Below are 23,185 nucleotides of genomic sequence, written 5' to 3' on the forward strand. Positions count from 1 at the left end.
GAATACCGGCGGCGCCGGTTCATGGAAAATCGGCAAGCCAAATATAGTTAGAATACCTACATATCATGCAGAAGGCGTTATGCTCTTCGGCGGGGCGCGCAGCGCGACGCTGGAGCGGATGAGTGCTGTGTCACGAACGTGGGAAACGCGAGGGCGGGTCTCGTCTTGGGCCGTTCCCTGTAGCAAACCTAGATGGCTCACTACAAGCTAGCGGTTGCAGCCCGCTTTCTTTGCTTACTTTCTTTGCGGCGGCAAAGAAAGTAAGTGCCGCCCCGCACAGGGGCAACGCAAATAGACCGATAAGAAAACAAGGAAAGGCCAACGCCCTAGGAACAACGACCAAACCCAAGGCGCCGCAGGCAAAAAAAACCTCAAGCCTCCTGCAAGGTAAAAAAACCTTAAAGCCTCTGCTCCATGGCCAACCCAAAAACCCTCTTCCACCGCCGAGCCTGCCGAGCATCCTGCATAGGAAAACTCCAAACCGTACACTTACCCCCCCGAACCTTAAGCGCGAGCGTCCACCTCCCGCCAACCTGCTCAACATCAGCCCCTACGAGATCGGCAAAAATAAAATCCCCTCGCAATCCATCGAGCTGCACAGAACACAACCTCTTCCCGGCGGCGAGCCGAACCCACCCCCATGGGGCTTTGAGTTCATGCGTCCAATCCCCGTCATGAATATTCGCGGCCACCTCGCGCCGGCGGCGCAGCCAATAAACCACGCCTGCGGCCAAAAGACCCGCCACCACCACAGCCACGCCAACGGCCACCCCAATCCCAAAGTGCGCCCACAAAGCATCGAACGACCACACTGCTCCATAGATCAACGCACCCAGCACCGCCAACCCAACAACGATAGGCATTTCTCATCACCCTGCAAAACAAACCGGCCATCAGCCTGCCACGACGCACCCGCGAAACACACAGCAACCCACCATCGCGTCACGCGGCAATCAGCACAACAACAAAAAACCCAAAGCAGGCGGCGTTAAAGCCGCCCGCAGGGCAACAAACACGCTTACTGCGGCTTATGAGTAGCCGCCCACTGCTTCACCGCTTCCAGCGTATTCTCAACATGCTTGTCCGGCGACAAACTCGTGTACTCGTAAATGATCTTGCCATCCGGCGCAATCACATACGACACCCGGTTCGCCATCGAGTTATGCATCGGCATCCCCGCGTCGTATGCGCCAATCACCTTCGCGTCAGCGTCGGCCGCCACCGGGAACTTGCTGCGGCATTCGCTTACCGAAAATTTCGTCAACGTGTCGATGTTGTCGTGCGAAACGCCAATCACCGTCGCACCATATTTCTTATATTCGTCGACGGCATCCGCGAATTCATGCGCCTCGATCGTGCAGCCCTTCGTGAAAGCCGCCGGATAGAAGTACAGCACCACCGGCCCCTTCTTCAACTCGTCAGCCAGCGTGTAGGTGTATGTCTTGCCGCCCAGCGAAGCCTGGGTCGTAAAATCGGGCGCCGTGTCGCCCGGCTTGAGTGTCGCCGACGCCGTCAACGAATGCAGCGCAAACCCCGCCGACAATGCTGCCGCCAACAATACCGGCATGAACTTTCGTTTCATCTCGAGCCCCTCCAGGCGTTGAAGCACGTCATCCGTGCATTGAATTACGTCACACCCTGTCGCCCCTGTCAGGGGCACAAGGCATGATTTCATCCGCTATTGGATCACGTCCCGGCAAAGCACGCTGAAAGACCCTGCAACGGCCCCGCTGCCCTGCCTACTCCAGCCCGGCGTGCGCGCCGAACCACGCGGCCGCCGACAGATTCAGCTCTGCCAGCACGCCCGGTGTCAACGCCGCGAAGGCCTCGCGGGCATCGGTGTCGGCCGCGATCGACGCAGCGTCGATGCCCTCCTCCGCGCCCCGGTCCGCGGCTTCCGCGATGCGCAGCAACGTACCCAGCGCACCGCTATGCTCGACGATCGCATCGCGGATCAGTGGCGCGAGGCCAAGCTTGTCGAGCGTCTCGGCAGGTGTGGTGCCCAGCACCACGTGCACCAGCGAAAAGATTCCGGTCATGAACGCGGCATCTGCGAAGTCTTCGTCGGACGGGCGCAGCCAGCGTGCCGCCAGCTCCATGAAGCGCGAGCGCGTGCCGGCCAGTTGCACCAGCGGATCGGAGCGCCACGGCAGGTCGCCGCCGTCGGCGTATAGCAGCAGTTGCGCCCAGCGCGCAATCTGCCGCGTACCGGTAGCAATGATCGCCTCGCGCAGCGAAGCGATATTGCGGCCAAGGCCAAACGCACTCGAATTGACGAGGCGCAGTAACTGCACGACGACGTTGGGGTTGCGCTTCAACTCCGCCTCGAGTTCGATGATGCCGGCATCGCACGCCAGCAGCGCAAGCAGGCGCAGCAGCGCCGGGCGCGACGAGCGGTTGCGCGGCGCGGTCAGCACCTGCGGGCGGGCAAAGAAATACCCCTGGAACAGATGAAAGCCGAGGTCGCGGGCCAGCGCGAAGTCTTCGCGCGTTTCAACCTTTTCGGCGATCAGGGTCTTGCCTTGCGCCAGCACCGCCGCCGCCAGCTTCGGCAGCGCGGCGCGGGGCGTGAGCAGGAAGTCGATCTTGACGATGTCGGTATACGGCAACACGGCGCGCAACCCGTCGGTCAGTTCGCTGACGTCGTCGAGCGCGACCTGGAAGCCGGCGCGGCGCAGTTCGCCCAGGCGGCGCAGCAGTTGCGCGTCGAAAGTGACTGTCTCGAGAATCTCGAGCACGAAGCGCTCGGGCGGCATCAGGTGGACGATGTCGTCGAACAGCAGGTCACGGCCAATATTCACGTAGCCGCGATGCTGGCCCAGCACCGCGGAAACGCCGATGCCGCCGATCGTGCGCGCCACCACCTGGGCGGTCGCCTGCGCGTCGTCGCTGACTTCGGCATAATTGTGCGCCCCGGCCCGAAACAGCAGCTCGTAGGCATTCAGTGCGCCATGACGATCGAGAATCGGCTGGCGGCCCAGATAGACAAAGGGCGCCTCCGCCGCCGCTGCAGCCTCGGCGGACTGTGTTAGCACCTCGACGTGCCCGGGCTTGGCCCTGACAGAGAACGGTTCAGACATGGCTCATCGGTGCGTGGATTCGGAAAAACTGGGCAGCGGCCGCCAATTCCCGCGTCCGCTGCGAGCGTCGGGTTTGCTTCCGCCTGTTTCCATTAACGGATAGCAATCCGCGCCACTTTAACCGAATCCGCCGGGCGCCGCTAAACCCTTGGGAAGCAGGAAGCATTACCATCAATTTTTACAGCAACCACTAAAGATTTCAGCGCACGGGTCGTTATCTCGTTCTGATGGGCGGCTTCATACCTCTCGACCACCCGCGCCGGGCAGGCGGGAACGAGCCGTGCCGCCTGCAGACGAAAACGGGTTGCCAGCGAGAAACATGGAAGCGAACAGGATCACCGCGCCCCGCCGGGGCTCCTTGCGCACGGTCATTGACCGCGTCCGTGCGTTAGGACGCCGTCCGGAAGGCTTACCCCAGCCGAGCGCCAGCCGCTCCCCCCTCGAGCAGGCCGTCGGTGCGGTTGACCTGCTCGCCCACGTCGACCGGGAGTTGCACTTCCTCTACGTGTCCGAGGCAAGCCTGCGCTTTATCGGCTATCACCGCGAATACTTACAGACCATTACCTTGCACGACCTGGTCGCGCCCGCCGACGTCGCCCAGCTCGATGCACTGCTGGCCCGCGCCTCGGCCACCGGCGGCATCGAAAAAGCCACACTCGGCCTGATCAAGTCCCTGACCTATCCGGTAACGGTCGAGTTGCGCGTCGTGCGCAGCAGCCACAACGGCATCGAAGGCTTCGCGATTGCCGGTTTCGACGTATCGGCATGGCGCGCCACCGAAGAGCGCCTGACGCATGCCTTGCACCACGACCGGCTGACCGGTCTTGCCAATCAGTCCGCGCTGGTGCCGGCCCTGCTCGACGCCCAGCAACAGGCAGACGCGCACGGCACGCCGGCCGCCCTGCTGCTGCTCGACATCGACGACTATCAGCGCGTGAACCGCGCGCTCGGTTACGACGCCGGCGACGACATGCTGCGCGACACCGCGCGGCGCCTGTCCAACACCGCGACCCAGGGCGAGCAGATCGCCCGGGTCGCGAGCGATGAATTCGCCATCCTAGTGCCGGCCGCCGCCACCCGCACCGACGCCGTGGCTGCCGCCGAAGCGCTGGCGCGGCGCCTGCTTACCGCGATCCAGCAGCCGTATGTCTTCAACGGCCAGCAGGTGCATCTGTCGGCCAGCATCGGCATTGCGCTGTACCCGGATGTGCGGCACGCCAACGACAATGCGGCGCGCGACAACCATCTGCTGCGCTGGGCCGACACCGCGCTGCTGCAAGCCAAGGCGGCCGGCGGCAATACGCTCGCCTTCTATGTCCCGGACGACGACCCGGCCGACGCCGAACGCCTGAAGCTCGAAGCGGATCTCTACGACGGCGTGCGCAACGGCGAGTTCTCGCTGCACTTCCAGCCGATCACCAGCAGCCAGAGCCACGGCGTGGTGGGCGTCGAAGCGCTGATCCGGTGGCTGCATCCGGTGCATGGACTGGTGCCGCCCTCGATGTTCATTCCGCTCGCCGAATCGGTCGGGCTCATCAACTTCCTCGGCAACTGGGTGCTCAAGGTCGCCTGCATGCAGCTGATCCAGTGGGATGCGCGCGGTATCAGGCTCCAATATGTGGCGGTCAACGTGTCGCCGCAGCAGTTCCGCGACCCGCGCTTCAAGGACAGTGTGAGCGAGGCTATCGAGCTGACCGGCATCGATCCGCGCCGGCTTGTGTTCGAAATCACCGAAAGCCTGCTGATGCACGACCCGGCGCACGCCAAGGGGCTGCTCGAAGAACTGACCGCGATGGGCATCCGTTTTGCGGTCGACGACTTCGGCACCGGCTACTCGAGCCTGGCGTACCTGCAACGTTTCCCCCTCGCCAAACTCAAGATCGACCGGAGTTTCGTCGAGAATCTGCTAACCTCCCGGAACGATCAGGCAATCGTTAGCGCGGTCGTAGGTCTCGCGCAGACGCTGGATCTGGAACTGGTCGCAGAGGGCGTGGAAACGGAAGAACAGCGCACGCTGCTGACCGAGATGGGATGTGATCATATTCAGGGTTGGCTCGTCTGCAAGGCGTTGCCATCCGAGGAACTAGCGCAGCGTTTCGAAACGCGCACGTTGCACCTGCACGAGCCGGCCTGATGCGGACCCGGCGGTACAGGAGCGAACGCGCATCGAACACCGGCTTGCTACCGGTCTGCCACTCATTGGAATACGTATGGCTTTAGCGGGAATCACATGGTAAAGGCAGCGGTGCTCGACAGGCTCTGGTCTCGAATGAGCGAGCGCGGCGATTTCCCCATGCTGTCGCAGTCGCTGCGTACAACCATGGCTGCAATGAACAACGACGATCTCGACTTCTCGGGTCTCGTGCAGGTCGTGCTGTCGGATTTCGCGCTCACCCAGAAGGTGCTGCGCCTCGCCAATTCGGCGATGTACATGGCCTTCGGCGGCAATATCACCACCGTATCGCGCGCCCTGATGGTGCTCGGCATGGACGCGGTCGGCCACCTCGTGGTCGGCCTGAAAATCGTCGATCACTTTCATCACAGCGTGCCGCGCCGCATCGACGCGAAACTCGAACTGAACCGCACCTTGCTGTCGGGCTGCGTGGCGCGCAAGCTGACCGAGCGCGGCGACCTGCGCGCCGGCGAAGAGGCGGTGGTCTGCACGCTGATGCGCCAGATCGGCAAGCTGCTGGTGGTGTTCTATCTCGACGCCGAGTGGGATCAGATCCGCCGCCAGATCGAAACCGACGTCGACGAAGTCGAGGCCTGCACCGCCGTGCTCGGCGTGACCTTCGACGAGATCGGCGCCGAGGCCGCGGTGCGCTGGCGCCTGCCGGACATGATCCGCTCCGGCATGGGTGAGTTCGATCCGCTCGCCACCGACGAGCCGCGCCAGGTGCAATGGCTGCGCGCCATTACCAACTACTCGACCGACGTCGCCAGTGTCCTGACCACGCCGAACATGCCGGACTGGCAGCGCGAAGCGCGCATCGCCGAGCTCGCGCACCGTTACGGCCGCGCGCTGAACACCGACCCTGACGTGCTGATGGAAATGAGCGTCGCGCTCGCTCGCGAGGAAGACGGCGAAGGCGTGATGCGCGAGATCGTCGAGCTGCGCGCCAATGCCGATGCCATCGCCCGCGAGGCGCTCGACCCCGAGGCGCGCATCGGCGCGGGCGTCGAAGACCTGAAAGCGCTGCAATCGGACAGTGGACTCGGCCCGGCGCTGGCGCTTGCCTCCGAAACGGTCCACGCGGGCCTCGGCTTTGCGCGCACCGTGATGTTCGTGCGTCACAGCAGCGGCATGTTCAAGGCGCGCATGGGCTTCGGCCCGAACATCGAAGCCGCCCTGCCCGGCCTGTCGTTCAATACCGCGTTCGAGCCCGACGTGTTTCATCTCGCGATTGCGAACTCGGTGGGCATCTTTATAGAAAATGCACGCGATCCGAAGATGGTGGCCCGCCTGCCCGAGTGGTTCCGCCGCAGCTTCGCCGATACGCGCTCGTTCGTGCTGTTGCCGGTGATCGGCGAGAATCAGTCGACCGTTGCGCTGCTGTATGGAGACTGGTGCCAGGCCGACGAATCGCGGCGGATCTCGCAAGGCGAGATGGCGGTCCTGAATGAACTGGCGCGGGAGTTAGGGCGTTTTTTTTCCCAAGCGCCGATGCGGGAGATGGAAATGCTGTGAAGGGCTAAGCGGTCCGGCTTCCCGCCGGGCTGCGACGCCGCGCACCGAAGTACGGCGCGCGCCCTTTCACTGGCCGCTCGGGCCTAGTCCTCGATGCGCTCCAAGCCTCTTGCCTCGGCGCTGCGATCCGCCACACCGGCCCACGCCGCCGCAGTCAGTCCCAGTTCCGCCACTTCGCCGGCCGTGAGCGGCGCAAGCCGCTCACAGGTGGCGTCGATCTCGGCCCATGCGCCGCGTTCGAGCGCGTCGACCACCGACAGCAGCAGACCCAGCACGCCTTCGCGGTGCAGGATCGCCGCCTGAATCGGCTTGGACAGGGTCAGCACGTTGAGCGTGTTTTCCAGCGAGCCGCCGAACACCGCATCCACGAACGAAAACACGCCCGTCAGAAACGCCGCGTCGGCCTCGTCGCGGCCGGCTTCCGGCAGGCGCAGCACCGCCAGCTCCATGAAGCGCGCACGGGTGGCGGCGAGTTGCAGCAAGGGGTCGTCTTCCAGCGCCACCTTGCGGCCATCGGCGTACAGCAGCAGTTGGGTCCAGCGCGCGATCCGGTTGGTGCCGGTCGCGTTGATCGCCTCGCGCAACGTCGTTACCTTGTGGCCGACCGCGAGCCCGCTCGAATTCGCCAGCTTCATCAGATGCATCACCAGCACCGGGTTCAGCTTCAGCTCCGCTTCGAGCTGGGCGACCGTCGGATCGCCTGCCAGCAATTGCAGCAGGTTCAGCAGCGCGTGACGCGGCGCACTCACCCGGCGCAAGGTCGCGGTATGGGCGCGGGCAAAGTAATAGCCCTGGAACTTGTCGAAGCCGAGCTCCTGCGCGGTGTCGAAATCCTCCTGCGCGTCGATGCCCACGGCGATCAGCAGCTTGCCGGCCGATTTCAGCACGGTGGAGAGCTTCGGCAGCAAGGCACGCGAGATGTTCGGAAAATCGATCTTGACGCCTTCGGCGTAAGGCAAGAGGCGTGCAAAGGTTTCGTTGGGCACCACCACGGCGTCGAGCACGAAGCGGTAACGCCGTGCGTGCAGCACGACAATGCGCGCAATCAGCGCCTCATCCACTTCGATATCCGGCTGGATCTCGAACATGAAACGCTCGGCCGGCACCAGTTCGAGCGCGTCGTCGAACAGCATCTCGCGGCTGACGTCCAGATAGCCCGGGTGACCGGCCAGCGCGCCGCGCATGCTCGGCTGCAGCAGCGCCTGTACAACGGACTGCGTGAAAGTCGGGATAGGTTGGGCAAACGCGTGCGCGCCCCCGGCATCCGCCGCCCCTGAGGCCGCATGCTCTGCCGCAACGCTGGCGCCCACGGCCGCCTCGGCCGGCGCTTCATTGATGCAATGAAGCTTGACTTCGAAGCCGCATAGCATGCCGTCGCGATTGAGGATCGGCTGGCGGGCAAAACAGGCCTTGACTGATGCGCCGTCGCTCCGGCCGGGTTCCCCATTGGCCCGGTTCGGATCGCCGACTTCGATGCTGGTCATTCCACTCCCCCGATAAGCGCCCTGGCGCTTCCTGCTGTTTTCTGGTTCTCGCCTGGCGCGCGATCAGACCCGAAATCGGGCTGCAAGCGCCGCGTGGCGCCGCTTTGCGAGCGCCCGCCGATTTTAGCGCAGGCCGTCGGGCTCGGGCGTGACAAGGCCGCCAATTATTAAAAAATATTAAATTCTTGATCCGACGCTGCGAGCCGGCCGCGAATCGACGATACTCTTGTGCAGTGCAGAAGGGTTCCAACCCGTGTTCAACCACCGAGGAAAACCATGGACTTCAAAAGCGTGCTGTCCAATGCCTTCGCCATGCCGATCACGAGCCCGGCGTTCCCGATTGGCCCCTACCGGTTCATCAACCGTGAGTTTCTGATCATCACCTACCGCACCGACCCGGACAAGCTGCGCGCCGTGGTGCCCGAACCGCTGGAAATCGGCGAGCCGCTCGTACATTACGAATTCATCCGCATGCCGGACTCGACTGGCTTTGGCGACTACACGGAAAGCGGCCAGGTGATTCCGGTGTCCTATAACGGCGTAGCCGGCAGCTACACGCTGGCGATGTATCTCGACGACCATCCGCCGATCGCAGGCGGCCGCGAGCTGTGGGGTTTCCCGAAGAAGCTCGCCAAGCCCGTACTTGAAGTGCATACCGACACGCTGGTGGGCACGCTCGACTACGGCCCGGTGCGCATCGCCACCGGCACGATGGGCTACAAGCATCGCCAGCTCGATCTGGCGCAGCAGAAGAAGCGCCTCGAAGCGCCGAACTTCCTGCTGAAGGTCGTGCCGCACGTCGACGGTTCGCCGCGCGTCTGCGAACTGGTGCGCTACTTCCTGCAGGATATCGACCTGAAAGGCGCATGGACCGGACCCGCTTCGCTGCAGCTCTCGCCGCACGCGCTCGCGCCGGTGGCCGAGCTGCCGGTGCTGGAGATCGTCGAAGCGCGCCATCTGCTGGCGGATCTGACGCTCGGTCTCGGCGAAGTGGCATTCGACTATCTGAAGTAGTCACTGCCGCCGTTCTGCGCCGGTTCAATGACAAAGGCCGCCAATGCGGCCTTTGTGCTATTGGCGGATATCGCCTCACCCCAAACACAAACGGCAGCATCGGCCGCCGTTTGTGTTGCTGCAACACTGCCTGCGCCATATCAAGCGCAAGCTTGTTGCGCTTACTTCAGCACCACCTTGACGTCGAAGTACCTGGCCGCAAAGCGGTCGATCGTACCGTCGGCCTTCAGTTCCTTGAGCGCCTGGTTGAGCGCGTCCTTGAGCTGCTTGTCGCCCTTGCGGATGCCGAAGCCCACGCCGCCGCCCAGCAGCTTGGCGTCGCTGACCGGCGGGCCGGCGAACTCGAAACCCGCGCCTTGCGGACGGGTCAGGAAGCCCTTCGATGCCGCTTCGGCGTCCTGGAACGCCGCATCGAGGCGGCCCGAGGACAGGTCGGCGTAGATCTGGTCCTGGGTCTGATACGGCACGACGTCGACGCCGGCCGGCGCCCACACGGCCTTTGCGTAGGTCTCCTGAATCGTGCCCTGCAGCACGCCGACATGCTTGCCCTTCAGCGATGCGGCGGTCGGCAGCAGACCGCTACCCTTCTTCGCAATCATCTGGTTGGGGATGGTGTAGATCGGATCCGTGAAGTCGATCGCTTCGCGGCGCTGATCGGTGATCGTCATGTCCGAGTTGATCGCGTTGAACTTGCGCGCTTCGAGTGCCGGGATCAGGCCGTCGAACGAATTTTCGACCCACACGCACTTCGCCTTCAGCTTGGCACAGACCGCATTGCCGATATCGATGTCGAAACCCTGCAGTTCGCCGGCCGGCGTCTTCGATTCGAAGGGGGCATACGACGCTTCGACGCCAAAGCGGATTTCCTTGATGTCGGCTGCCGATGCGCTGCCTGCTGCTGCGGTTGCCGACGCGAAAATTGCGAGCGCGGCCATGTTTCGCCAATTCATTTTCATTCGGAGTCTTCCTCTACTGGTATGGAATCAAACAGAGCTTGAAACTGCGCTGCATGATTGCTGCGCCAAAAATGCGCTTCAAACTCTAGCGGCCGGTATGGTGCAGCGCACCAGCCGCGAAGGCGCGATTGTACAGGGTGAGCGGGCCGAGGCTGCGGGGATGGGGAGGCGAAGGAGCCGATGCGGTCCGGCAGATGCCGCGGGCGAACTTGCAACTTTGTGTCGCGCCTGGGCAAGCAATAGAGGGGAATGAAAACGCTGCGGGCTATCCACTGCCCGCAGCAAACACCATCGCTCAATCGAGCGCGGCCAGCGTTTCCTGGGTCGTTTCGACCACCAGCAAGCCGGCGCGCAAGCCCGGCTTCACAGTGGGATTTGGAAACACGATGCGCTCTTCGGCATGACGCACCGCATAGCGATAATCGCCATCGCGCGCGAGCAACGTGTTCTGTTCGAACGGCGTGAAGTTCGGCACATCCGCCGCGACCAGCAGTTCGAACGCATCGCTTTGCTTCGTGATCTGGCCGATCACGGTGAACACGCGCGGCAGCGGCGCATCAGCGTCGCCTTCGACGCCGGCCAGCAGATGGCGCAGCGCCTTGTCCGCGCCCGCGAAACGCGCGAGGTCGTTCTGGCCGAACGGCTGCACCTTGCCGAGTTCAAGCGTGCAGGCTTCGGCGCCGCATACTTGCGCGGTGAAATGCGAATACGTGGGGCCCTTCTCGGTATGCAGCAGCACGGCCGAAATGGTTGCATCGCCCAGCCATTCGAACATCGCCCGCGAGAGCGGCGCTCCGGTATGCGGCAGTAGCGCAAACTGCTCGAAAACCGATGGGCGGATCGCCGTATGCATGTCCACATGCCAGCGCGCGCCCGGCGCAGACGAGGCGCCGGAGAAGAACTGCGTCGCGGCCCGTTCCAGCGCAGCAGCACGCGGCGCTTCGTAACTGTGCGGCAACTGGAGATGCCGGCCGCTGAAGAGGCGATTCAGGTCGTCGTCGAGATAGCGGCGCCCGGCGCGCATCGCGTCGATGTTGCCGAGTATCACCAGCAGACGGCACGTGAGCGCGGCCCGCCCCTGCGCGATATCGCGCACCAGCAGCGAGAGCAGTTCGATCGGCGCGGTTTCGTCGCCATGCACACCCGCGGAAGCGAGCACGCTGCGCGCGCCCGCAGCCGCCGCGGGTTCGAGTTGCAGCACGCCTTCGTCAAGCCAGGACCAGCGCACGCCGTTGGCGCATACACCCTGGGCACCGGTCGCTGTGGGACGCAAGCCCTTCAGCGTACAGGCAAGAAAGTCTCCCAGCAGGGCATCGCTCATATCGGGCTCAGCGCTGGAAGTCATACAGCGAACCCAGACCGAGAATCTGCGTCAGTTCGTCGAGCGCCGTGCGCGATTCGCGCAGCAGGCTCGGATCAGTCAGGTCAGCCGGGGCCAGACGATCGCGGTAGTGCTTTTCGATCCACGCATCGAGACGCCCGAACAGCGTGTCGTTGATCCACACGCCAGGTGTGACCCCCGCACGCTCGGCTTCGCTCAGCACCACCCGCAGACGCAGGCAAGCCGGGCCGCCGCCGTTCTTCATGCTCTCGCGCAGGTCGAATACCAGCACGTCGTCGATTGGACCGCTGTGCGAGGTCAGCCCGTCCAGATACGCGGCCACGCGCTCGTTCTCGCGGCATTCCTGCGGCACCACCAGCACCTGCTTGCCGTCGGGGCGCGTCAGCAACTGGCTGTTGAACAGGTACGACGTCACGGCATCGGAGACGCTCACTTGCGCGTTGGGCACTTCGATCACATCGAACTTCGCCTCGAGCTTGCCGAGCTTGGCGCGCAGTTCGTCGTACACCGCTTTCTGCTCGACGAACGCGAGTTCATGGCAGAACAGCGTGTTGCGATTGCCGACCGCGATCACGTCGTTGTGGAACACACCCGCGTCGATCACATCGGGGTTCTGCTGTGCATAAACGGTGGCCGCCTCAGCGAGACCGTGCCTGTGCGCGACCGCACGGCTCGCCTCGAAAGTCTGGCGCGCCGGATAGCGCTTCGGCTCCGGTCCGCGACGATATTCGCTGCGCCCGTACACGAAGAATTCCACGCCCCGTGCACCATACTGCGCGCAGAAACGCGTGTGATTCGCCGCGCCTTCGTCGCCGAGCGCCGGTGTGCCAGGCAGCGCCTCATGCACGGCAAAACGGTCTGCATCCGCGAAGATCGCGCGCAGCGTGCGGCGCGTCGATTCGTGCTCGATGGCGCGGTGCAGCTTGCTGCACAGATTGGCCGGTGTGAAATGCACGCGGCCGTCGTGGGTGTCCGCAGACGGGCTCACGGTGGCGGCATTCGCGGTCCACATCGCCGATGCGGAACTCGCGGCGGCCAGCAACTCGGGCGCATCCTTCGCAACGCGTGCGATTACCGTGGCGTCGTCACCCGAAAAACCGAGTTCGCGCAACAGGCGCATCGACGGCCGCTCCTGCGGCGGCAGCACGCCCTGATGAAAGCCGAGCTCGGCCAGTTGCTTCATCTTGCGCAGGCCCTGCTTCGCAGCAGCCTTCGGATTGGCGACGGACTTCTCGTTGTTCTGCGACGCGACGTTGCCGAACGACAGCCCGGCGTAGTTGTGCGTCGGGCCGACGAGCCCGTCGAAATTGGCTTCAGTGGCTTGCATCGTCGATCCTCAGAAGTGAAGGCCCGGCGACACGCTCGCGGGCATTTGCAGTTGCGCGCTTTCGACCGAGGCCATCGGGTAGGCGCAATAGTCGGCTGCGTAATACGCGCTCGGGCGGTTGTTGCCCGAGCGGCCGGTGCCGCCGAACGGCGCCGCGGACGAGGCGCCATTGGTCGGCCGGTTCCAGTTGACGATGCCGGCGCGGATGGTGCGCTGGAAATGCGTCCACAAGGTTTCGTCGTCGGCGAGCAGGCCGGCGGAGAGACCGAACTCCGTGTCATTGGCGCGCTCGATCGCCTCGTCGAAGCTCGCATGGCGAACGATCTGCGCGAGCGGCCCGAAGTGCTCCTCGTCCGGCAGATCCTGCACGCCTGTCACATCGAGAATCGCCGGCGTGACGAAGCCCAGTTGCGGGTCGCGCTGCTCCATCGTCAGCAGGGACCTGGCGCCTGCTTCGAGCAGATGCGCTTGCGCATCCACGAGGCGCTTCGCGGCGCGCGCCGAAATGACCGCGCCCATGAACGGCTGCGGCTCGGCGTTGTACTCGCCCACCGTGATGCGCGACGTCACGTCGACCAGACGCTCGATAAAGCGGTCGCCGAACGCGTCGTTCGGCACGAAGATGCGCCGTGCGCAGGTGCAGCGCTGCCCTGCCGAGAGAAACGCCGATTGAATCGTGTGATGCACCGCCGCGTCGAGATCCGCCACCGGGCCGATCACGAGCGGATTGTTGCCGCCCATCTCCAGCGCCAGCACGATCTCCGGACGGCCGCCGAACTGCTTGTGCAGCAGCGTGCCCGTGTCCGAGCTGCCGGTGAAGAACAGGCCGTCGATCTGCCGATGACTCGCCAGTGCAATGCCGGTGTCCTTCTCGCCTTGTACGAGATTCAGCACGCCCGCCGGCAAGCCGGCTTCGCGCCACACTTCCACGGTGGCACGCGCGACACCCGGCGCGAGTTCGGACGGCTTGAACACGACCGCGTTACCCGCGATCAGCGCCGGCACGATATGCCCGTTCGGCAAGTGACCGGGGAAGTTATACGGCCCGAACACCGCGACCACGCCATGCGGACGATGCCGCAGCACAGCGGTGCCGTCGGCCATCGCCGCGCGCTTTTCGCCGGTGCGCTCGTTGTAGGCCTGAATCGAAATCTCGACCTTGGCCGCCATCGAGGCAACCTCGGTGCGTGCCTCCCACAACGGCTTGCCGGTCTCGCGGCCAATCGCCTCAGCGAGCGCTTCCTTGCGCTCGGTCAGCAAGGCGGCGAAACGGCGCACGGTGGCGCAACGCTCATCGAGACTCAGAGCGGACCACGCCGCAAACGCACGGCGTGCGCTGCGCACGGCGCGATCCACATCGTCGGCCGACGCGCTATGGCCTTCCCATACCGTCGCGCCCGTTCCCGGGTTGCGCGAGGCGAATACGTGTCCTGTGCCGGCGGCCCATTCGCCGTCGATGAAAAGCTCGGTCATGATCATCCTTGTTTGTGTTTCAGCGGCAGCACCCGTACCGGGTCGCCTGCCTTCACGTCGAGTGCCGCGGCTTCTTCGGCCGTGAGACGGAACACGCCGTCCTGCGGCACGCCCGCGGCCACGCCGACGCGGAAATCGCCCAGCGAGGTATTCGATACCAGCGACTTCGGCCCGTCCTGCGGCGCGGGCGACGCGCCCAACGCGAGAATTTCGACCGGCGCCACCACGCTCTCGCGCACCGTGCGCAAGTCGGAGATATGGCATTCGAGCACCGGCCCCGCATCGAAAATATCGACGTGGTTCTCGTAGCGCAGCCCTTCGGATTCGAGCATGCGGCGCGCCGGAATCGTGTCGTTATGCGTGAGGCCGACGCAATCCTGCGCCTCCTGCGGCAACAGTTCGACATACACCGGATAGCGCGGCATCAGTTCCGCCAGAAACGCCTTGCGGCCATGCGAGCTCAGATAATCCGCGGCATTGAAATCGATCTGGTAGAAATGCGAGCCCACCGCGCGCCAGAACGGCGAGGTGCCGTTCTCGTCGAAGTGGCCGCGCAACTCCGCGCACAGACGCTGCGGAAAGCGCTCGCGGAACTGCGCGAGAAACATGAAGCGCGAGCGCGACAGCAGACCGCCCACTCCGCTCGTGCGGTAACGCGGGCTTAGAAACAGCGAGCACACCTCGGCGTAGCCGGTCAGGTCGTGCGAGATGTTGAGCGCCCGCATGCGGGTCCAGATACCGAGGTCCTGGCTCGCATGCACCACCGTGCTCACACGGTAGTTGTAGAACGGCTGTTCGAGACCCACCGAGGTTTCGATGCCGCACACACCCGCCACGTCGCCGGTGGCCGTGTCTTCCATCACGAAGAAGTAACCGGCCTCATGCGGCGCGGCCTGGTCTTCCATCGTGCGGCGCGTGCGCGCGATCCGTGCGGCGAGCGCATCGCGGTCCGGCTTGAAGGTGGTGAGACCGGGACCGGTCTCCTGAGCGAGCGCGACAAGCGCGTCCACATCGCCCGTCTGCACGACGCGAACGACGATCATTGTGCTTCTCCCGAAAGTTCATCCACCCGTTCCTCCGGCTGCTGATGCAGCGGCACGCAGCGCACCGCGTCGCCGTCCTGCACGCCGAGCGCCGCGCGCACCGCCTGCGGCAACGGCGCGCCCGCCTGCTTCCCGGCCGGCAGATCGGCCAGCACGCAGCGGAAGTCACCCGCGCGGTTGCTGGCGATCAGGTGCGTGCTGCCCTGCCCGCCGGCGGCCTCGCGCACGGCGCGCGTTTCGTTGCGTGTGACGCAGGCGCTGCGATCGACCTGCGCGGTCAGCACCGGACCCGCATCGAAGATATCCACGAAGCGGTCCGTCTCGAAGCCCTCTTCGAGATGAATCTCATACGCGAGCAAGGCCTTCTCGTCCGGCTCGCCCAGCACGCGCTGCGCCGATTCCGGCAGGAGCGGCACATACACCGGATAGCTCGGCATCACCTCGGCGATAAAGGTGCGGCTGCGGCCGCCCGATTCGATTTCGATGTCGGCGAAATCGCGGCCAAAAAACTTGCGCCCCACCGCTTCCCAGAACGGCGACACGCCCTGATCGTCGGTCACGCCGAGCAGCAGCGAGAACACCTCAGACGTGAAGCGCTTGCGGTTGGCGGCGATATACATCATCCGCGCCCGCGACATCAGATGAGCAGCCGCGTCGCCACGCAGCGCCGGGTCGATATAGAAACCCGCCAGCCGGCTCTTGCCGGTCAACTCATGCGACATCGTCAGCGCATGAATCTTGCGATTCACATGCAGCTCACGCGACGCATGAATCAGCGCGTCGTTGCGAAACGCGTAGAACGGTTCGGAGTAGCCAGCCGCCGCGACAATGCTCGCCGTGCCCAGCAGCTTGCCGGTCTCGCTGTCTTCGAGCACGAACAGGTAAAACTCCTCGCCCGGAAAATCGACCTCCGCGCGAAACGAGTCTTCCGAGAGCGCGACGCGCGCTTCGAGCGCACGGCGGTCATGCGGCAGCGAGTGCAGCACGGGTTGGGCCGTGCGCGCCATGTGTTCGAGCGCATCGAGATCGGCGAGGCGGCCGGGGCGTACGAAGAGCATCGTCGTTCCAGTGGCTAAGTGTGACCAGATAAAAGTGAGGTGCGATTAACGGGCCGGCGCTTCAGCCGTTGCGCCGACCACTTCTTCGATCGCCTTGGCAAGGCGCGCGAAGCCTTCGTACATGTCGTCGAGCGGCATGATCAGCGAGGGCACGAAGCGCAGCACGTCCGGGCCCGCCATCAGCATGATCACGCCATGCTGGCCGGCTGCTGTGACGAAATCTTTTGCACGGCCCTTGAACGCATCGGTCAGTTCCGCGCCGATCAGGAGCCCCTTGCCGCGCACTTCGCTGAAGATGCCAAAGCGTTCGTTGAGCCGGGCGAGTTGCCCCGTCAATGCCTCGCTGCGCGTGCGCACGCCTTCGAGCAGCTTCGGATCGCTGATCAGTTCGACCACCTTCTCCGCAATCGCCGCGCCGAACGGATTGCCGCCGTAGGTCGTGCCGTGCACGCCCACCTTGAAGTGCGCAGCCAGTTCGTTGGTGGTCAGCATCGCGCCGATCGGGAAACCGTTGCCGAGCGCCTTGGCCGTGGTCAGGATGTCCGGCGTCACGCCCGTATCCTGGTACGCGTAGAAATGGCCGGTACGGCCAACCCCCGTTTGTACCTCGTCAAAAATCAGCAGTGCGCCGTGCTGGTCGCATGCTTCGCGCAGCCCTTGCAGGAAAGCCGGATCCGCCGGGATCACGCCGCCCTCGCCCTGGATCGGCTCGACGATCACCGCGCAGGTCTTCGCGCCGATGGCGTTGCGGGCGGCTTCGAGATCGTTGTACGGCAGGTGGATGATGCCTTCGGGCACCGGGCCGAAGCCTTCCGAGTACTTCGGCTGGCCGCCGACGCTGACGGTAAAGAACGTGCGGCCATGAAACGACTGCGTGAACGAGATGATTTCGTATTTGTCGGCGCCATGGCGGTCGAAGGCGACGCGGCGTGCCAGCTTCAGCGCGGCCTCATTGGCTTCCGCGCCGGAATTGGCGAAAAACGCGCGGTCTGCGAAAGTCAGCGCTTCGAGGCGCTTCGCCAGACGCAGAACCGGCTCATTGGTGTAACCGTTACCAATGTGCCACAGCTTGCTGCCCTGCTCGCTGAGCACCTTCAGCAGTTCCGGGTGGCCGTGGCCGAGCGCCGTGACGGCGATACCGCCGGCGAAGTCCACATAGTCGCGGCCCTGCGTATCCCAGACGCGCGACCCGAGACCGCGGTCCGGCACGAAGGCAGCGGGCGAGAACACCGGCACCATCACTTCGTCGAAGGTCTGGCGGTTCACGTTCAGGTCGTTCATGGCAAATCCTCGTTACAGGTAACAGGTATGACGTTAGTTTAGGAAACCGCGCGCGAAACGTCTTGCGCATACGCGACGCGTTCTATCGGGCTTGCCGGCCCTCGTTGCTCAATGAATTGCCGCCGGCGGCTAGCGCTCGGTGTCATCGGGACGCTCGATCAGTGCCGCCGGGCGCGGCTCGCTCGCCGCCGAGCCGGTTGCGCCGGTCTGTTTTTCGATCCAGTTGCGGCGGTCCTCGCGCGGCGTCACGCCGAAACGCTCACGATACGCGTTCGAGAAGTGCGCCGCAGAAGAGAAGCCGCATGCAAGACTGATCTGCACCACCGATTTGCTGGTGCGCTGCAACTGCGTGCGCGCCTTGGACAGGCGCAGCCCCAGATAGTATTTGGACGGCATCGAGCCGAGATACTGGCGAAACAGGCGCTCCAGTTGCCGGCGCGACACGCCGACCAGGCTCGCAATCTCGTCGCTGGTAAGCGGATCTTCGATATTCGCTTCCATCAGCAGCAGCGCATCGTTCAGGCGCGGATGCCGCTCGCCCGGCGCAGTCACGAAGGGAATCCGCTGGCGCTCCTCGCCTGCCCGCAAGACCCCGACGCCGAGCGTATCGGCGATGCGCTCGGCCAGTTCCGGGCCGTGCTCACGCGCGATCATCGCCAGCATGAAGTCGACGGTCGCCTGGCCGCCCGCGCAAGTGGCGCGATCGCGGTCGATTTCGAAGATCTGCTGGGTGACAATCGAGCGTTCGAACTGCTCGGAGAACTGCTGATAGGTTTCCCAGTTGACGCTCACGCGATAACCGGACAATTGCCCCGCCATCGCCAGCCACCACACGCCGTGATGAATCCCGGTGACGAGCGGCGTGCGCTGGCCGACCCGCGAGAGGCTGGCGAGAAACAGCCGGTAATCGGCGAACTGCTGAAACCGTTCGCTGACGATAATCAGCCAGTCGCAGGCAATCGCATCGCCAAAGGCCGCATCCGCCGGCCATTGCGCACCGCCCGACAGCGGCACCGGCCGGCCATCCCATGAACATACCTGCCAGCGGTACAGCGCGCGGCCGTCGATCTCGTTGGCGAGATTGAGCGCATCGACAATCGGCCCGACGCCCGACATCGACACCGGCGGCAATGCAACGATTGCCACCTGCGTGGTGCGGGCCGGGCTGGACGGTCGAGCCATCGAAGGGATGCGAGCGCGTTACTTGAGGCTGCCGGAGAGGAACTGCTTCAGGCGTTCGCTGCGCGGCGCGCTGAGCACTTCGGCGGGCACGCCCTCTTCCTCGGTGCGTCCCTGATGCAGGAACATCACATGATTCGATACGTTGCGTGCGAAGCCCATTTCGTGCGTGACCACGATCATCGTGCGGCCTTCTTCGGCCAGCTTCTGCATGACCTTCAGCACTTCGCCCACCAGTTCCGGGTCGAGCGCGGAGGTTGGCTCGTCGAACAGCATCACGTCGGGGTTCATGGCGAGCGCGCGGGCAATCGCCACACGCTGCTGCTGGCCGCCCGAGAGGTGCGACGGGTACTGCTTTTCCAGCCGCGGCGCGAGACCCACCTTCTCCAGATACTCGCGGGCACGCTCCTCGGCTTCGCGGCGCGGCAAGCCGAGCACATGAACCGGCGCCTCGATGATGTTCTCGATCACGTTCATGTGCGCCCACAGGTTGAAGTGCTGGAACACCATGGCGAGCTTCGTGCGGATGCGTTGCAACTGCTTGTGGTCGGCCACTTCAAGGTTGCCGCCGCGATCGGCTTTGGTGCGCACCGCCTCGCCGTCCACCACGATCTGCCCGGCGTTCGGCCGCTCCAGAAAGTTGATGCAGCGCAGGAACGTGCTCTTGCCCGACCCGCTCGCGCCGATGATGCTGATCACGTCGCCCTTGTTGGCGTTCAGTGATACGCCCTTGAGCACTTCGTTATCGCCATAGCGCTTATGGATGTCCTGCACGGCGAGCTTGCAGGCTTCAGTTTGAGTCGTGTGGAGCAAGTCGCTCTCCCAAGGTGAATACAGATCCGTCTACCGATGTCTACACCTGTCATACGACAGCGTCGACGCGATGAACCGCAGCAAGACCATGCCGCTCAATGCGGCCGCACCGCCAGATAGGCCAGCCAGTGCCGTTCGGCGCGGCGGAACAGGGCCACCAGCGCGAACGATACCGCAAGATAGATCAGCGCCGCGATACCGAAGGCGCTAAACGAGTCGTAGGTGGCCGAATTGGCGTCGCGCGCCACCTTCAGGATGTCCGGCACAGTCGCCGTGAACGCCACGGTGGTGGCGTGCAGCATCAGGATCACTTCGTTGCTGTACAGCGGCAAGGCGCGGCGCAGCGCCGACGGCAGCACGATACGGCGGTACATGGTGAACCAGCTCATGCCATAGGCCCGCGCCGCTTCCACTTCCCCATGCGAGGTCGAACGGATCGCCCCGGCGAAGATTTCCGTCGTGTAGGCACAGGTATTCAACGCGAACGCGAGAATAGCGCAATGGAAGCCGCTGCGGAAGAATGCGTCGAGCAGTTGATGCGAGCGCACAAACTCCAGGCTATACATGCCCGTATAGATCAGCAGCAATTGCACGTACAGCGGCGTGCCGCGAAACACATAGGTGTAGAAGCGCACCGGCAGCGACAGCCAGCGCTTTTTCGACACCCGCGCCACCGCCAGCGGAATCGCACACACAAAGCCGATGCCGATCGACGCCAGCAGCAGCCACAAGGTGACCGCGAGACCGGAGAGGCGCTGACCGTCCCAGTAGAGAAACGCGCGGCCGAATTGGGAAAGGATCTCGATCATGGTCTGCTCAAAGCTCCGCGTGCCGCACGCCAATCGAATAGCGCTTTTCCAGCCAGATCAGCACGAGGTTCGACACCGTGGTGATGGCAAGGTAGATGAGCGCGGCGATCAGAATGAAGAAAAACATGTTGAAGGTGCTCTTGCCGGCGTCCTGGGCGGCCTTGACGACATCCGCGAGACCGATGATCGACACCAGCGCCGTGGCCTTGACCAGCACCTGCCAGTTGTTGCCGATGCCCGGCAGCGCGAAGCGCATCATCTGCGGAAACAGGATGCGCGTGAACACGCGCGCCCCGCTCATGCCGTAGGCCGCGCCTGCTTCGAGCTGGCCGCGCGGCACCGCGAGAAAGGCGCCGCGAAACGTCTCGGTGAAGTACGCGCCGTAGATAAAGCCGAGCGTGATGACGCCGGCCACGAACGGGTCAATGTCGAACTGCGGCAGGTCGAGCGCGTCGGTCAGGTCGTTGACCCCGATCTGGATGCTGTAGAACAGCAGCAGCATCAGCACGAGATCGGGCACCGAGCGGATCAGCGTCGTATAGGCCGTGCCGAGCATGCGCAGCGGCCGGTTGAAGGAAAGCTTCGCCGCCGCACCCGCCAGCCCGAGCAGGACCGCGGCCGCGAGCGAGAGGACCGACAGCTCGATCGTCTGGATCGTACCGGCGAGCAGCACCGGACCAAAGCCGTAAAGGAACACGTTTGTCTCCATCCAGGTGTTTCGGGGAATCAATCAGGCGCCGCGCCAGCGGCGGGGCCGTCGCGAGCCATTCGGCATGGCGCGGATACTCGCAAGCGAAAATGATTTGCTCAAACGGGCGGTCCGGCTCATGCTGCGACGCAACATCGCATCAATCCGCGCAATGACGGCGCGAGACGCCTGTTTTAGCGGGTGATATGTATTTGTAAGCGCCCCGCCGCACGCCCTTGCCTGCCGCGATTTCGCAAGTTTCGGGTCGCTTTTTCGATAGACGGCGCTGCGCGTGCTCTGACCCGGTCCAGCGTCAAAAACCAGGGCAAACCCGCTACACTGCGGTGATCCGAATCGAAAAACCTTGTCCGAGGACCACGCGCATGAGCTCCCGTTTCGATGCCGCCACACTCGACGTCTACTCGAAAGACGCGGCCCGCTATAGCCAGGAATGGCTCGACCAGCCGCCGCCCAACGACCTCTATGCGCTTCTGAAGACGCATCTGCTGCCGCAGGGCAAGACCGCCGAGATCGGCTGCGGCAACGGCCGCGACGCGGCATGGCTGGCCGAGCACGACTACCGGGTGTGCGGCTTCGATGCATCGGCGGGCCTGCTTGAAGAAGCGCGGCGTCTCTATCCGCACATTCCGTTTCGCGAAGCCACGCTGCCGGCGCTCGCGGAGATCGACGAGAGCTTCGACAACGTCGTCTGCGAGACGGTGATCATGCATCTGCCGGCCGAGTCGATTCCGTTTGCTGTCGACAGCCTCACGCGTATCCTGCGACCCAATGGCGTGCTCTATCTGTCGTGGCGTGTCACCGAAGGCGCGGACAAGCGCCAGCCCGACGGCCGGCTCTATGCCGCTTTCGAACCGAAGCTGGTGGTGGACGCGCTGATCGGCTGCTCGATCCTGCTGTTCGAAGACGTCACGAGCGAGAGTTCCGGCAAGCGGATTTGCCGCCTGATCGCGTCGAAGAACTCACGCGGCTCAATCGATTCCTAGCCGGGCACGAATCGCCGGCAACATGTACTCGACCGCCGCGCGCCCTTCCTCGATGGCGGGCGCCGCGCGGTGAAAATCGAAAATCCCCATGCCGCCCAGACGCGGCTGGATCAGAATGTCGGCCGGCTCCCCCGCAAGCCGGCTGCGCGTAATGCGCACCTGCATGATGTCGATGCTCTGCGCGACCGAACTCAGCATCGAAGGCACCCGCGCGCTCGGTGCGGGTGCAATACGTACGTCGCTCGACTCTCGGTCGTCGGCGGGCGCGAGCCAGCGCGGCCACGGCTTGCCGTTCTTGCGCAGGGACCCGGGCGGCGGCGCGTCCGGGTCGAGCGGGGGCGTGGCGGCCGCCGTGATGCCGCCGAAGTCGCGGCCGTTCAGAATGTCGTTGTTCAGGTCCACGGCGATCACGCAGTCGGCCCGCATGCCGCGCGCCACCGACACCGGCACCGGATTGCTCAGGCCGCCGTCCACGAGCCATACGCCGTTGTGCCACACCGGCGTGAAGATGCCGGGAATCGCAATCGACGCACGCACCGCGTCCACCACGCTGCCGTCCTGCAGCCAGGTCTCGCGGCCCGTATCGAGCTCCGTTGCGACCGCCGCAAAGGGCATCTTCAATGCGCCGATCTCGCAGCCGTTGAACTGGTTGGCGAACACCTGGATCACCTTGCGCCCGCCCAGCAGGCCGCCTGAGATACGCAGGTCGAGCAGGCGCACCACCGTCTGCCAGGTCAGGCGCGAGACCCACTCTTCGAGCCAGTCGAGATCGCCGTTCGCATAGACCGCCGCGACCAGCGCGCCGATCGACGTGCCGCACACCACGTCCGGCCGGATGCCGGCGTCATGCAGCGCGCGGATCGCGCCGATATGCGCCCAGCCCCGCGCGGCGCCGCCGCCGAGCACGAGCCCAATGCGTGAAGGACGTCGATGCAGCATGTTGTTC

Annotated in this window: 20 protein-coding genes; 5 read left to right on the forward strand and 15 right to left on the reverse strand. The window is 64.4% G+C overall.

What is annotated here, in order from left to right; translation table 11 throughout:
• Positions 1–230: 230 nt before the first annotated feature.
• Positions 231–992 carry a hypothetical protein gene (locus tag FFS45_RS42930; protein WP_171029859.1) on the forward strand — a complete coding sequence of 254 codons (762 nt, stop codon included), beginning with the start codon at positions 231–233 and terminating at the stop codon, positions 990–992.
• 26 nt (positions 993–1,018) lie between these two features.
• Here FFS45_RS42930 and FFS45_RS36740 read toward each other — a convergent pair whose 3' ends face one another.
• The gene (locus tag FFS45_RS36740; protein WP_137959541.1) at positions 1,019–1,582 is read right to left on the reverse strand and encodes a peroxiredoxin; all 564 of its coding nucleotides are present in this window, start codon (positions 1,580–1,582) and stop codon (positions 1,019–1,021) included.
• A gap of 157 nt (positions 1,583–1,739) precedes the next feature.
• Positions 1,740–3,080 (reverse strand): EAL domain-containing protein, encoded by a 1,341-nt coding sequence (locus FFS45_RS36745; protein WP_137959542.1) that lies wholly within the window; start codon positions 3,078–3,080, stop codon positions 1,740–1,742.
• A gap of 319 nt (positions 3,081–3,399) precedes the next feature.
• On the opposite strand from FFS45_RS36745, the gene FFS45_RS36750 reads away from it, so the two are divergent.
• A complete protein-coding gene (locus tag FFS45_RS36750; protein WP_137959543.1) occupies positions 3,400–5,214 on the forward strand; it encodes a sensor domain-containing phosphodiesterase in 1,815 nt (604 codons plus the stop codon).
• A gap of 96 nt (positions 5,215–5,310) precedes the next feature.
• The gene (locus tag FFS45_RS36755; protein WP_137959544.1) at positions 5,311–6,768 is read left to right on the forward strand and encodes an HDOD domain-containing protein; all 1,458 of its coding nucleotides are present in this window, start codon (positions 5,311–5,313) and stop codon (positions 6,766–6,768) included.
• A gap of 83 nt (positions 6,769–6,851) precedes the next feature.
• Here FFS45_RS36755 and FFS45_RS36760 read toward each other — a convergent pair whose 3' ends face one another.
• On the reverse strand, positions 6,852–8,252 hold the full coding sequence (locus FFS45_RS36760) for an EAL domain-containing protein (RefSeq protein WP_137959545.1): 1,401 nt from the start codon (positions 8,250–8,252) through the stop codon (positions 6,852–6,854).
• A 276-nt stretch (positions 8,253–8,528) separates the two neighbouring features.
• Here FFS45_RS36760 and FFS45_RS36765 point away from each other — a divergent pair, with 276 nt between their 5' ends.
• Positions 8,529–9,266, forward strand: a complete 738-nt coding sequence (locus FFS45_RS36765; RefSeq protein ID WP_137959546.1) for an acetoacetate decarboxylase — start codon at positions 8,529–8,531, stop codon at positions 9,264–9,266.
• Positions 9,267–9,427: 161 nt separating this feature from the next.
• On the opposite strand, the gene FFS45_RS36770 is transcribed toward FFS45_RS36765, so the two are convergent.
• The 11 genes from FFS45_RS36770 to hisQ form a co-directional block, all read right to left on the reverse strand.
• Positions 9,428–10,222, reverse strand: a complete 795-nt coding sequence (locus tag FFS45_RS36770) for an ABC transporter substrate-binding protein (RefSeq protein WP_137959547.1) — start codon at positions 10,220–10,222, stop codon at positions 9,428–9,430.
• Between the two features lie 295 nt (positions 10,223–10,517).
• Complete coding sequence (gene astE, locus FFS45_RS36775) at positions 10,518–11,543, reverse strand: succinylglutamate desuccinylase (RefSeq protein ID WP_137959548.1); 1,026 nt, start codon at positions 11,541–11,543, stop codon at positions 10,518–10,520.
• A gap of 7 nt (positions 11,544–11,550) precedes the next feature.
• Positions 11,551–12,891 carry an N-succinylarginine dihydrolase gene (astB, locus tag FFS45_RS36780; RefSeq protein WP_137959549.1) on the reverse strand — a complete coding sequence of 447 codons (1,341 nt, stop codon included), beginning with the start codon at positions 12,889–12,891 and terminating at the stop codon, positions 11,551–11,553.
• A 9-nt stretch (positions 12,892–12,900) separates the two neighbouring features.
• A complete protein-coding gene (gene astD, locus FFS45_RS36785) occupies positions 12,901–14,364 on the reverse strand; it encodes a succinylglutamate-semialdehyde dehydrogenase (RefSeq protein ID WP_137959550.1) in 1,464 nt (487 codons plus the stop codon).
• A 2-nt stretch (positions 14,365–14,366) separates the two neighbouring features.
• Positions 14,367–15,407 carry an arginine N-succinyltransferase gene (gene astA, locus FFS45_RS36790; protein ID WP_137959551.1) on the reverse strand — a complete coding sequence of 347 codons (1,041 nt, stop codon included), beginning with the start codon at positions 15,405–15,407 and terminating at the stop codon, positions 14,367–14,369.
• Positions 15,404–16,465 carry an arginine/ornithine succinyltransferase subunit alpha gene (gene aruF, locus FFS45_RS36795; RefSeq protein WP_137959552.1) on the reverse strand — a complete coding sequence of 354 codons (1,062 nt, stop codon included), beginning with the start codon at positions 16,463–16,465 and terminating at the stop codon, positions 15,404–15,406. The genes astA and aruF overlap by 4 nt, the downstream gene beginning before the upstream one ends.
• A gap of 45 nt (positions 16,466–16,510) precedes the next feature.
• Positions 16,511–17,746 (reverse strand): aspartate aminotransferase family protein, encoded by a 1,236-nt coding sequence (locus FFS45_RS36800; RefSeq protein WP_137959553.1) that lies wholly within the window; start codon positions 17,744–17,746, stop codon positions 16,511–16,513.
• Positions 17,747–17,875: 129 nt separating this feature from the next.
• Entirely contained in the window at positions 17,876–18,928 is a 1,053-nt protein-coding gene (locus FFS45_RS36805) for a GlxA family transcriptional regulator (protein WP_137959554.1), read from the reverse strand.
• Positions 18,929–18,946: 18 nt separating this feature from the next.
• Positions 18,947–19,738, reverse strand: coding sequence for an ATP-binding cassette domain-containing protein (locus FFS45_RS36810; protein ID WP_137959555.1), 792 nt, complete (start codon positions 19,736–19,738; stop codon positions 18,947–18,949).
• Between the two features lie 95 nt (positions 19,739–19,833).
• Positions 19,834–20,547 carry an ABC transporter permease gene (locus tag FFS45_RS36815; protein ID WP_137959556.1) on the reverse strand — a complete coding sequence of 238 codons (714 nt, stop codon included), beginning with the start codon at positions 20,545–20,547 and terminating at the stop codon, positions 19,834–19,836.
• A 7-nt stretch (positions 20,548–20,554) separates the two neighbouring features.
• Positions 20,555–21,244: a histidine ABC transporter permease HisQ gene (gene hisQ, locus FFS45_RS36820; protein WP_137959569.1), complete on the reverse strand. Its 690-nt coding sequence runs from the start codon at positions 21,242–21,244 to the stop codon at positions 20,555–20,557.
• 374 nt (positions 21,245–21,618) lie between these two features.
• Here hisQ and FFS45_RS36825 point away from each other — a divergent pair, with 374 nt between their 5' ends.
• Positions 21,619–22,239 carry a class I SAM-dependent methyltransferase gene (locus FFS45_RS36825; RefSeq protein WP_137959557.1) on the forward strand — a complete coding sequence of 207 codons (621 nt, stop codon included), beginning with the start codon at positions 21,619–21,621 and terminating at the stop codon, positions 22,237–22,239.
• Here the strand turns inward: FFS45_RS36825 and FFS45_RS36830 are convergent.
• Positions 22,225–23,178, reverse strand: a complete 954-nt coding sequence (locus FFS45_RS36830) for a patatin-like phospholipase family protein (RefSeq protein WP_137959558.1) — start codon at positions 23,176–23,178, stop codon at positions 22,225–22,227. The genes FFS45_RS36825 and FFS45_RS36830 overlap by 15 nt on opposite strands.
• Positions 23,179–23,185 lie beyond the last annotated feature (7 nt).

It is taken from the genome of Burkholderia sp. 4M9327F10 (assembly GCF_005503145.1).
Taxonomy (GTDB): Bacteria; Pseudomonadota; Gammaproteobacteria; order Burkholderiales; family Burkholderiaceae; genus Paraburkholderia.